Origin of the sequence: Campylobacter pinnipediorum subsp. caledonicus, assembly GCF_002022005.1 — a bacterium.
In the GTDB taxonomy this organism is placed as follows: domain Bacteria; phylum Campylobacterota; class Campylobacteria; order Campylobacterales; family Campylobacteraceae; genus Campylobacter_A; species Campylobacter_A caledonicus.
Genome location: NZ_CP017258.1, coordinates 481178 through 493556, shown reverse-complemented (window position 1 = coordinate 493556; position 12379 = coordinate 481178). Strand labels below are relative to the sequence as shown.

Here is a 12379-nt window from a genome sequence, read left to right as displayed (position 1 = left end):
GTATAGACATAAAATATTAATACAAGAAACAATGATAAAAAGTATATAGAATAATTAAAAAGAGTATTTTGTTAAACTATATTAATGGTGGGCCTAACAAGACTTGAACTTGTGACCTCACCCTTATCAGGGGTGCACTCTAACCAGCTGAGCTATAGGCCCTTAAATGGTGGAGAATAGCGGGATCGAACCGCTGACCTCCTGCGTGCAAAGCAGGCGCTCTCCCAGCTGAGCTAATTCCCCAATATTAATTTCTAAATACTAATAGAAATAAAATATATTTAATTATTAGCTGTCAATCTTTCAAAACTAAACAAGGATTGATTGAGATATTTTCCTTTGATGTATATCTTGTGAGAGAATATACATTGTACTCTAGAAAGGAGGTGATCCAACCGCAGGTTCTCCTACGGTTACCTTGTTACGACTTCACCCCAGTCGCTGATTCCACTGTGGGCGGTAGCTAGTTTAGCATTCCGACTTCGAGTGAAATCAACTCCCATGGTGTGACGGGCGGTGAGTACAAGACCCGGGAACGTATTCACCGTAGCATGGCTGATCTACGATTACTAGCGATTCCGGCTTCATGGAGTCGAGTTGCAGACTCCAATCCGAACTGGGACATATTTTATAGATTTGCTCCATCTCGCGATATTGCTTCTCATTGTATATGCCATTGTAGCACGTGTGTCGCCCCGGACATAAGGGCCATGATGACTTGACGTCGTCCACACCTTCCTCCTCCTTACGAAGGCAGTCTCATTAGAGTGCTCGCCCTAAGCGTTAGCAACTAATGACGTGGGTTGCGCTCGTTGCGGGACTTAACCCAACATCTCACGACACGAGCTGACGACAGCCGTGCAGCACCTGTCTTAACATTTCTGCAAGCAGACACTCTTCCATCTCTGGATGATTTGTTAGATATCAAGTCCGGGTAAGGTTCTTCGCGTATCTTCGAATTAAACCACATGCTCCACCGCTTGTGCGGGTCCCCGTCTATTCCTTTGAGTTTTAATCTTGCGACCGTACTCCCCAGGCGGTATACTTAATCCGTTAGGTGCATTACTGCCTTGACTAGCAAAGCAACAACTAGTATACATCGTTTAGGGCGTGGACTACCAGGGTATCTAATCCTGTTTGCTCCCCACGCTTTCACGCCTTAGCGTCAGTTGAGTTCCAGCAGATCGCCTTCGCAATGGGTATTCCTGGTGATCTCTACGGATTTTACCCCTACACCACCAATTCCATCTGCCTCTCCCTCACTCTAGATTATCAGTTTCCCAAGCAGTTCTATGGTTAAGCCATAGGATTTCACAAAAGACTTGATAATCCGCCTACGCGTCCTTTACGCCCAGTGATTCCGAGTAACGCTTGCACCCCCCGTATTACCGCGGCTGCTGGCACGGAGTTAGCCGGTGCTTATTCGTTAGGTACCGTCATGGTTCTTCCCTAACAAAAGGAGTTTACGCTCCGAAAAGTGTCATCCTCCACGCGGCGTTGCTGCTTCAGGGTTTCCCCCATTGAGCAATATTCCCTACTGCTGCCTCCCGTAGGAGTCTGGACCGTGTCTCAGTTCCAGTGTGACTGATCATCCTCTCAGACCAGTTATGCGTCATAGCCTTGGTAAGCCATTACCTTACCAACTAGCTGATACAATATAGCCTCATCCCTTACCGAAAAACTTTCCCGACCAAACTTATGTTTGGAAGGAGTATAGAGTATTAGCAGTCATTTCTAACTGTTGTCCTCTTGTAAGGGGCAGATTAGCTATACATTACTCACCCGTGCGCCACTAAGATTAAAAAAGCAAGCTTAATTAATCTCCGTTCGACTTGCATGTATTAGGCACGCCGCCAGCGTTCACTCTGAGCCAGGATCAAACTCTCCATATAATTTATATGAAGTTTTTAATCTAAAAAACTTTAATTTTTTTGTTAATCAGTTTTAAGTCTATAAACAATATAGACTGGCTCAATCGATCACTTGTTTAGATTTCAAAGATTGACTAATAGTTTAACATTTATAATTTAACAGAACAACGATATTTAAAAAGAAAAGCTTTATTAACTAAAAGTTAAAGGTGGTTTCTCAAATCGTGAGCTGGAATTATATAAGAGTAATGCTTAAATGCTACTTAAATATAAAATAATATTTTAAATAATTTGAATTTGGGTGAGATTGGGGTTTGTTTTATATAAAAGTATGGAAAATAATAGAAATTATGGCTATGTTTAATATGGGTGTATATGGGTTGATGATTGTTGTGTGAAGAGATAGTTATTTAGTATTATTTGAAAATAGAAGTATTTTTATACTATTATAAGATATATTTTATAACCATAGTTAGGCTACAACTAATATTTATTTGTATGATTTATAGCATTATAAAACCATATATTCATAGCTCTATAGCTTTAATAGCCATAAAACAAACATAACAACTATCATATTAAATATATTATTAAATGCCAATCCAAACAATAACTACAACGATACTACAAAAACATATATCCAATAAGTATAAAATTAAACAAATAATGTAGCTTAAAATTAAGCTTGCGAGTAATATGACATATGATTTTAGATATTTTTATTGCAAAAGCTTGCTAAGATTTTTAACAAAGAACAAGAGAGATAGTGTATTTAAGTTATTTAAATGTTATAAAAAAAGGCAATCATACGGGTTATTTAACAGTAAATTATCCTTATTTTAGATAATTTTTTTATATGGTTTAAACAAGTTAATAAAAGTATGGTTTAAGAATAAATAGATTTTATGAAAGTTATTGGCGTGAGTGTTTATGGATAATATTATATCTCTATACTATTATCCATATATCTGCACAAGTAGAAAATAAACAAAAAAATATAGTTTAGTGGTGAGTTTATGTTGTAATATTGTTTTTAGATATTTAATAGGGTTTTAAAAATTCGTAGATATACAGTACTACAAGAATATATAATATAAATTTATATAAATAATACTTTGTTTTATATACCTGCAATGATTATAAGTACTAATAATTAGTTTTAGTGATTATATGATTTTTTGTTATTGATTAGAAATCTTGGAAAATTAATTATAAAAAAATAAAATTATAGTTTTATTCATATAGATTGAATAAACTATATAAGCATATATGTTTGTTATTGTTTGTTTAGATAGTAATGTGGTTTGGGAAGTATAAATATAAAAGTGCAGTAGAGATATATTGGGGCAATTTGGATTTACAATAAAGAATAATCCCAAAAAGACTTTTGTAAAAAAATCACAAAAGTCTAAAAAATCAATCTTATTTTATAAGTTCAAGCAAATTAAATTTAAGTTCATTTATATGTTCGCCACTTGCAGATGATATAGGAAGTATAAAAAATGGCTTTGCAATATCATACTCATAAATATCTTGTTTAAACTCAAGCAAGCTATCTCCAAGCCCGAGATCGCTTATAAATTGTGATATTATCGTGATATCTTCACAAGCATCCATTCTAGTAAGTGCTATGGCATAGCTTCTTTTAGAAAGCTCGTTTGAAAATTTCAAAACCTCTTCTTTTAGTGTTTCAAACTGTTCTTTTAAACTTCTATAATTAGCCAAATCTATCATATAAAGCAAAATTTTAGTTCTTTCTATGTGCTTTAAAAACTGTATTCCAAGTCCTCTGCCATCACTTGCACCTTCTATGATACCCGGTATATCAGCCATAACAAAACCGCTATACTCATCAACTTCAACAAGTCCTAATTTTGGAGTTAAAGTTGTAAACTCATAATTTGCCACTTGTGGCTTTGCGTTTGATATAGTTGATATAAGAGTGGATTTGCCAACGTTTGGAAAACCAACAAGTCCTACATCTGCTATTAGTTTTAGTTCAAGCCTAACTTCGCGAACTTCTTCAGGGGTGCCTTTTTGAGCATATTCTGGCGCTTGATTTGTTGAGCTTTTAAAATGCACATTTCCAAGACCACCTTTACCACCTTTTAAAAGCATTTGCTTATCGCCCTGCTGTGTAAGGTCAAGCAAAACTTCATTTGTCTGCGCATCATATACAACAGTTCCTGGTGGAACTATAAGCTCTAGACTTTCGCCTTTTTTACCTGTCATTCTTCTGCCCATTCCTGGGTCTCCATTAGATGCCTTTAATGACCTTTTGCCTTTATAAGCAGCAAGAGTGTGAGAGTTATTATCTACCACAAAATAAACATCGCCACCATCGCCACCATCGCCACCATCAGGACCACCAAGCAAAACATGCTTTTCACGCCTAAAACTCACAGCCCCTGCACCACCGTGACCAGAACTAAGAGTTAATTTAACACTATCTACAAACATAAAATACCTTTTGAATTTTTTAAGATTATATCAAATTTTAAAAACAAATTTTAAAAACTAACAAAAATAGAGTTGAAATTTAAAAATAAGTAATTATAAAACATAGTATATACAACAAGAAAAATCAGCTAACTTTGCAAAATAAAGTTAGCTAACTATAAATCATATAGTATTAAAAACCCTATCTCCAGCATCACCAAGACCCGGAACTATATAGTTTTGCTCGTTTAATTTTTCATCTATACTAGCTGTATAGACATCAACATCTGGATAAATTTCACTAAAACGCTTAAGACCTTCTGGTGCTGCTATTATAGATATAAACTTTATATCTTTTACGCCATTATCTCTTAAAAACTTAACGGCATCTATGGCTGTACCGCCAGTTGCAAACATAGGGTCTATTATTATAGCTGTTCTGTTTTTATGATCAGATGGCAATTTGGCATAAAAAAACTCAGCCTTTGCTGTTTTTTCATTTCTTTGAAAACCCAAAAACCCAACACTAGCATCTGGAATCAGCTTAAATACGCTATCTAGCATACCAAGAGCAGCTCTTAATATAGGACAAATCATAAGCTTTGTGGATAGTTTTTTAGCTTTTGTTTTTGTAACCGGGGTTGTTACATCAACTTCTCTAAGCGCTAAATCCCTAGTGGCTTCAAACATCATTAAATAACTTATCTCATCTATAAGCATTCTAAATTGAAATGGTTCGGTTTTTATATCCCTTAAAATCGCTAGCTTATGCTCTATAAGTGGATGATTTATGAGTTTTACATTTTTCATAGTGTTATTTTTTTCCTTTTCAATAATTCTTCTTTATATGCTTCTGAGTCAAAATTTTCAACTCTTGCAACGCCATCTTCAACCGCTGCCTTAGCAACAGCCATACTAACCCATAAATATGCACGAGGGTCAAATGGTTTTGGTATTATATAATCTTTTCCAAACTTAAGCTCAGAAACGCCATAAATTTCTAAAACTTCTTTACAAACAGACTCTTTTGCCAAATCAGCAATAGCTCTTGAAGCCGCTTTTTTCATATTTTCGGTTATTTTTTTAGCTCTAACGTCCAATGCTCCACGGAAAATAAATGGAAATCCTAAGACATTATTTACTTGATTTGGATAGTCGCTTCTTCCTGTCCCAATAATAGCATCTTGTCTTACCTCAAGAATCTCTTCTGGAGAAATTTCAGGAATAGGATTTGCAAGCGCAAAAATAATAGGAAAATCATTCATAGAAGCTATCATATCTTTTGTTAATACTCCTGGTTTTGAAAGCCCTAAAAACATATCAGCACCATTCATAGCATCGGATAATGTTTTTTCATTTGTTTGTATAGCAAATGGCATTTTTTCAGGTGTTAAATCACTCCTATCCTTGCTAATAACACCCCTGCTATCAACCATAACGATATTTTTTACGCCCATACTTTTATACATATTAGCACAAGCTATACCGGCAGCACCAGCACCACTTACAACTATCTTTATGTTCTTCATATCTTTACTTGATATCTCACAAGCATTTATAAGTCCAGCAGTAGTTATGATAGCCGTTCCATGCTGGTCATCATGCATAACAGGTATATCAACCACTTTTTGAAGCTCTTGTTCTATATAAAAACACTTTGGAGATTTAATATCTTCAAGGTTTATTCCGCCAAATGTTGGAGACAAAGCTTTACAAATTTCTACTATTTTTTTAGGGTCTTTTTCATCAAGTTCTATATCAAAGGCATCAACATCCGCAAATTTTTTAAACAAAACAGCCTTGCCTTCCATTACAGGCTTGCCAGCAACCGCACCTATATCACCAAGTCCCAAAACAGCAGTGCTGTCTGTAATAACAGCAACCAAGTTTGATTTGTTTGTATATTTAAATGCAAGTTCACTATCTCTTGATATCTCTTTGCACGGCTCAGCCACACCAGGAGAATATGCCAAAGAAAGATCATGAGCTGTTTCACAAACAACTTTTATATTTGTGCTTATTTTACCGCCCAAATGATATTCTAAAGCTTCTTCTTTTGTTACCTTACCCATGTTTTTGCCTTTTATTATTTTTTATTTAAAATCGCATCTATACGTTTTTTTATCTCTTCACTTCCTATCACTTCCAAAACTTCAAATATACTAGGGCTTACGCTATTTCCAGTTAAGCTAACACGCAAAGCCTGAGCCAAATCTTTTAGTTTTAGCCCGTTTTGTTCTAAAAATTCTTTTGTGATAGTTTCATATCCACTGGCATCTAAATTAAGCGTTAATATATCTTTAAATTTAGATAAAATTTCTAAGCTTTCTGGTGTTATAAATTTATCATAGGCCTTTTGGTCATACTCTGTTGGGGCGTTTATTATAGATAAAGCTCCATTTGCTATATCAACAAGTGTTTTTGAACGCTCCCTTAAAATATCTAGTAACAACTCACCTTTTTTCAAAGAATCAAAATCAACACCAAAAAATTTCATATCCTTGGCAAGTCTTTCATAAGGAAAAGTTTTTATATAGTGAGCATTTAACCAATCTAATTTTTGAGCATTATACGTGCTTGATGATTTATTTATATCGTGCGGATCAAAAAACTTAAGCATATCTTCCATGCTAAAAATTTCATCATCTCCATGACTCCAACCAAGACGAACAAGGAAATTTAAAAGTGCTTCTGGCAAATAACCCATTTTTTTATATTCCATCACATCTGTAGCGCCATGTCTTTTGCTAAGTTTTTTACCATCTTCTCCGTTTATCATAGCCACATGAAAAAACTCAGGCACACTAAATCCAAGAGCATCGTATAAAACTATCTGTTTTGGTGTATTTGATAAATGATCATCGCCTCTTATAACATGAGTTATCCCCATCAAAGCATCATCTATAACAACAGTAAAGTTATAAGTAGGCGTGCCATCACTTCTTGCTATTATAAAATCATCAAGTATATCTTCCACATTAAACTTAACATCACCTTTTATACCATCTTTAAATTTTATCTCGCCCCTTAAAGGTGCTTTTATTCTGATTACAGGATCTATCCCTTCAGGTGGTGTGCCTGTAAAATCGCGATACCTTCCATCATACTTAGGTCTTTGCTTATTTGCCTCTTGTGTAGCCCTAAGCTCATCAAGCTCTTCTTTTGTCATATAGCACTTATATGCTTTACCTTCATCAAGAAGTTTTTTTACATATTCAGCATACACATCAAACCTTTTTGACTGATAAGTAACCTCTCCATCATAATCAAGCCCACACCAGTCAAAAGCTTCTCTTATAGCAACAGTAGCCTCTTCTGAGTTTCTCTTTAAATCAGTATCTTCTATGCGAAGAACAAATTTTCCATTATTTGCTCTTGCATACAAATAGCTATATAGTGCCGTTCTAAGCCCACCAATATGTAAATATCCAGTAGGAGAAGGCGCGAATCTTGTAGTTAACATTTTTCAACCTTAAAAATTATGTTATAATAAATCAAATTATATTTACAAATTACTTAAATAAAGGTTTTATGATGATAAAGAAGATTTTTTTGGCATCTTTGGTGTGCAGCTTAGGATTAGCTTCACAAATGATAAACGGCATAGCAGCTACAGTAGAAGATGAACCAATTACAACATTTGAAGTCGAGTCAATAAAAAATCAATTAAAAGTAGATGACAAAAAAGCACTTGATATACTTATAAGAGATAGACTAGAACAAGTTCAAATAAAGGCATTAGGAATAGTAGCATCGCCATTTGAAATAAATCAAAAGATAGAATCTATCGCAAAACAAAATGGATTTACTATGGCTCAATTTAGAAATGAAATAGAGCATAAGCAAAATATAAATTATAATGATTTTAAAAATAATATACAAAAGACGATCTTGCAAGAAAAGCTTTATAAAAGCATATTTGCAGATGTTGGTAAAAATATAACAGAAGATACAGCAAAAGCATATTTTGAAGCAAATAAGCAAAATTTTAGTGTTTTTAAAAATATAAAAGTTATGATTTTTAAATCAAACAGCGAAGATAAACTAAAAAAACAAATGAATGTTGGAACAAAAGCTATAGATGGTGTATCAGTCCAAACTTTAAGCTTTGATTATAAAAATATAAATCCAAGACTGGCCTCATTGCTTGCTAACACAAACAACAATTCTTTTACGCAAATTTTAAAAGGTGAAAAAACTTTTGATATGTTTTATGTAGTAGAAAAAAATGGTATTCAAACGCCGGACTACGAAAGTATGAAAGAACAAGTTGCTTCAATGCTTTACTCTTCAGAACAAGAAAGAGCTGCTTATGAGTATTTTGAAAAACTAAAAGCAAAAACAAAAGTAAAGATAATAAGAAAATAAAGTATTATTGGCATTTTTATATAGATATATAATTATGCCAATAAATTTAGATTTTTAAAACAAAGAATTTAATAGCATATAATCTTGCAATATATTTTGTTCTTTTATATTTTTATTAATGTGAAGAACAAAAAAACCTATTCTTTTTCCACCTGCATCTAGCATTGGAGATAGTGCAAAATAATGAGTTTTATATATAAAGAATGTTTTTTTAGTCAAATCAATATCTTTTAATATCTCTACAACATTTAAATTGGCACTATTTAAATTGGCTATATAATAATCTTTTAAAAGCTCATTTGTGTGATAATCACTATCAATAATCATTTTATCTTTATCCACAAGTACAAAAAGATCTATACCTTGATCCTTAAAAAAATTACTAATATGTTCAAAATCAAGCATAATTTCTATGGTCCCGAGTTTTTGTTTTTGTTTTATGATATTTGAAACGGCTCTGGTAAAAACACCACCAATACCAATCTCTACTCCAGCTACAGATTTTTTATTTTTATTTGCTTCAAGTAATAAATTCCTAAAAGAGGATAGATTGTCTCCAAAGTTATTTGGACTCCAGCTTCGCAAATAGCTTTTTAGGTCTTTAGTATGAAGATGAATTTTGATATTTTTATACATTAAAACAGAGCTTAAATTAGATATTATATCATTCATATTTGATATACAAAGTGAGCGATTTAAATCTAAAAAACACTCTTGAATTTTATTATTTTGGCTTAATATAACAGAAAGAGCAAGAGATGATAACTTTTGATCTTCTACATTTTTATGAAGTTGTTTGATTTGATAATCAAAGAAAATTTTAGCAGAATTAAGTTCTCTTTCTTTAAGATATGAGTTATAAAAAAATATAACAGACATAAAAATAACAATAAAAAACAATACTAAAATTTTAATAAAAATTGAATTTTTTATCATAGCAGTTTTATAAGTTTTTTACAAAATTCATCAAAACCAGGAAGCTCCAACTCACCATCTCTTTGTTTTTGACCCCAAACACTCTCAGGAAAATAATCATCATCTTTAAATCTAGCAATAACATGTATATGAACAAATGGATAGATATTTCCAAAACTAGCTATATTTATTTTTTCTGGTTTATAAAAATCAATCATTGCTTTTTCGGCTATAAGCATAACATCAAAAAGCCTTTTTCTAGTCTCTTCATCACAATCGCTAAGCTCTTTGTATTTCTTTTTAGAAAAAATCTTTATCCAAGGAAGATTACTTTGCTCTTGTTCTATTGTTATGTATTCATCTTCGTATATCATGAATGCCTCCAAATTTATATAAAAAATTAAGCATTGCCATTATAGCATTCATCTAAAAAAATCACAATTTTTTAAGAATAAAAAAGACTGAAATTATCAAAAATAAAATCAGTCTTGTGTTTTATATATTAAAATTTATAAGTCAATCCAGCACTAGTTTGTGTATAAGTAGGAGTGTCTTGATAGTCACCAAATGTTTTATCAAATTTCAAAGAAGCAGATAAGCTTTCTGTCAAAGGATAGCTTAACCAAGCACTAAATTCACTTTGCTTATATTTTTTGTTTTCTTTACCAGCAACATAATTAGTTGTTCCTATTATACCAGAGACAGATAATTTTTGTATATTAGTTGATAACATTGCATAAATAGTCTTGGCATCATTTGTATACATCACATCACCCTCTTCAAACTGAACGATAGTATCACCTACATAATTTTGACCTTTAAGGGTTCCCCAACCACTTTGTTTATCAGCTGCTACATATCCTAAAGTAAACTTAGTGTCATTATAACTTACATATGCAACACCTTCAAACACATCACCATCACCATCTTTGTAAATACCAACTCTTTTGTCTTGATCTAGATATCTACCTCTTTCATCTATCTTAGCATAATGAAGTTTACCACCAAATCCAACATTTTCATTTAGCTTGCCATCATACATAATTTTTCCACCAAATACAGAAAGAGCATTATCCATATAATTTTCATAAGCCCTAAATGCTAAACCATTTTCAAAGCTATATGTTGCACCGACACCAAAAAGACCTCTGCCACCATTAACTCTTTTTATCTTAGTCATTTCATTTATTTTAACTTTACCTCTTGCGCGTGTCCATAATGCATCTAGTGTCAGATTTTTTATAGAGTTATTTACTATTGTAACCCCATCGTTTATTTGGGTAACCCAATCAGAGTATATGTTTTGGCGACCTATCTTTATAACTGTATCGTTTGCATTATATTCAAGATATAAATTTGATAGATTGTATTTGTAATCTTCATGAAATCTTTCTGTAGAATCGCCATGTCCATGACCAGTATCAAAATTCTTGTCATCTTCATATACTGGAAGAGAAGCCCTAAATCCTGTTACTAATTTAAAGTTTTTATAATAATCTGTTTCATAGTTTACACCTATACTTCCAACCGCCCAAGCTGTGTTAGCAAAATATTGAGTAGGTTTTCCCTTATTCACATGGCGACTCTCATAATAAACAGAAACATCGCCACTTGTTTTACCATTTTTAAAAGCCTCTTCAAGTGAAGAACTATCAGCTACAGCAAAAGATGAAAGTGCAAGCATTGCAATCAAACTTTTTTTTCATTTTTTCTCCTTAAAAAATATCAGATATATTTTTAATTTTTATACAACTAAAAACAAACTATAATTAAATATATAATTTTAGTTGTTAAGCATTGTATAACAATTATCGATTTTTTGTCAAGCAAATTTAATAAATTATAAATTTTAAAAACATATCTATATACAAATTAAACTATGTTTTAATAAAAAGTAATACAAAAAATTATAAATAATTATTCAATAAATGAAATTATTTTTACATAAGTAACTTTTTAATATTACATTTTAATTGCAATATTTTATTTTACAATGCTCCAATTTGCTTTGTTTTTATACATACAAACTTATAAATTTATATTATAATAGCATTCATCCAAAAGGTGGGCATGCTCTTGTTTTATATAAAAACGAAACAACTTATAATAATATCTTAATGTTATATTTGTAGCTTCTTTTTTTGACAATATCTTTTCTTTAACATCTTGCAGTATTGTTTTGTTAAATCTCAAACAAATATCATTAAAATCACTCACTTCTTCTTTATTTATAAAACCATCTTTTATGCAATTTTCTAGCATTGATAAGCTTCTACTATGCAAATTGTTTGAATTAAGCATTCTATTTAAAAAATCTGGTATTTTATTTTTGTTTTTATCTGGAAATAAAGTATAGTATTCTTTTATGTAATTATTAAATTTATCATCGTTATGTGAAAAAAATAACATTTCATAAATTTCAGGTTTTTCATAAGAGTACTCGCAAAAACACTTACAAACATTCATATAAACTTCAATTGAATTTTTAGAATTAAGTATACAATGATACATAGCTTGATTATATTCTTCTAATTGATTAAATGTAGCCAAAAAAACTAAATGTGTTAAATTATCAAAATAATTATATAATGTTGCGCTAGAGTATCCAGCCAAATATGCAGTATTTCTTATATTTACAGCGTTTATACCATCTTTTTGTATAATTTGATTGGCAGCATTTATGAAATAATGCATCATTCTATTTCTTTTTATTTCACTTCTTTTTTTTGTAGTCACTAAGAATTACACCTCCGCTTTAAAAATTTTTATATAAAAATAGAAATTGT

9 protein-coding genes, 2 tRNA genes and 1 rRNA gene are annotated in these 12379 nt (G+C 31.7%); 1 reads left to right on the top strand and 11 read right to left on the bottom strand.

The window, feature by feature from the left end; translation table 11 throughout:
- Positions 1–85 precede the first annotated feature (85 nt).
- The 7 genes from CPIN18021_RS02555 to gltX form a co-directional block, all read right to left on the bottom strand.
- Positions 86–162: transfer RNA gene (locus CPIN18021_RS02555), tRNA-Ile, on the bottom strand.
- 5 nt (positions 163–167) lie between these two features.
- A tRNA-Ala gene (locus CPIN18021_RS02550) sits at positions 168–243 on the bottom strand.
- 136 nt (positions 244–379) lie between these two features.
- Positions 380–1892 (bottom strand): 16S ribosomal RNA (locus CPIN18021_RS02545).
- Between the two features lie 1401 nt (positions 1893–3293).
- Positions 3294–4331, bottom strand: coding sequence for a GTPase ObgE (obgE, locus tag CPIN18021_RS02540; protein ID WP_078424347.1), 1038 nt, complete (start codon positions 4329–4331; stop codon positions 3294–3296).
- Positions 4332–4493: 162 nt separating this feature from the next.
- The gene (gene upp, locus CPIN18021_RS02535; protein ID WP_078423027.1) at positions 4494–5120 is read right to left on the bottom strand and encodes a uracil phosphoribosyltransferase; all 627 of its coding nucleotides are present in this window, start codon (positions 5118–5120) and stop codon (positions 4494–4496) included.
- Positions 5117–6382, bottom strand: a complete 1266-nt coding sequence (locus CPIN18021_RS02530; protein WP_078424346.1) for a malic enzyme-like NAD(P)-binding protein — start codon at positions 6380–6382, stop codon at positions 5117–5119. The genes upp and CPIN18021_RS02530 overlap by 4 nt, the downstream gene beginning before the upstream one ends.
- Positions 6383–6396: 14 nt before the next feature.
- A complete protein-coding gene (gene gltX / locus CPIN18021_RS02525) occupies positions 6397–7773 on the bottom strand; it encodes a glutamate--tRNA ligase (protein ID WP_078423025.1) in 1377 nt (458 codons plus the stop codon).
- A gap of 71 nt (positions 7774–7844) precedes the next feature.
- Here gltX and CPIN18021_RS02520 point away from each other — a divergent pair, with 71 nt between their 5' ends.
- Entirely contained in the window at positions 7845–8678 is an 834-nt protein-coding gene (locus CPIN18021_RS02520) for a peptidylprolyl isomerase (protein WP_078423024.1), read from the top strand.
- 54 nt (positions 8679–8732) lie between these two features.
- Here the strand turns inward: CPIN18021_RS02520 and CPIN18021_RS02515 are convergent, their stop codons facing one another.
- The 4 genes from CPIN18021_RS02515 to CPIN18021_RS02500 all read right to left on the bottom strand — a co-directional run bounded on the left by CPIN18021_RS02515 (position 8733) and on the right by CPIN18021_RS02500 (position 12329).
- The gene (locus CPIN18021_RS02515) at positions 8733–9614 is read right to left on the bottom strand and encodes a cache domain-containing protein (RefSeq protein WP_078423023.1); all 882 of its coding nucleotides are present in this window, start codon (positions 9612–9614) and stop codon (positions 8733–8735) included.
- Entirely contained in the window at positions 9611–9967 is a 357-nt protein-coding gene (locus CPIN18021_RS02510) for an HIT family protein (RefSeq protein ID WP_078423022.1), read from the bottom strand. The genes CPIN18021_RS02515 and CPIN18021_RS02510 overlap by 4 nt, the downstream gene beginning before the upstream one ends.
- A 128-nt stretch (positions 9968–10095) precedes the next feature.
- On the bottom strand, positions 10096–11277 hold the full coding sequence (locus CPIN18021_RS02505) for an Opr family porin (protein ID WP_078424869.1): 1182 nt from the start codon (positions 11275–11277) through the stop codon (positions 10096–10098).
- A 344-nt stretch (positions 11278–11621) separates the two neighbouring features.
- Entirely contained in the window at positions 11622–12329 is a 708-nt protein-coding gene (locus tag CPIN18021_RS02500) for a TetR/AcrR family transcriptional regulator (protein WP_078423021.1), read from the bottom strand.
- Positions 12330–12379: the final 50 nt, after the last annotated feature.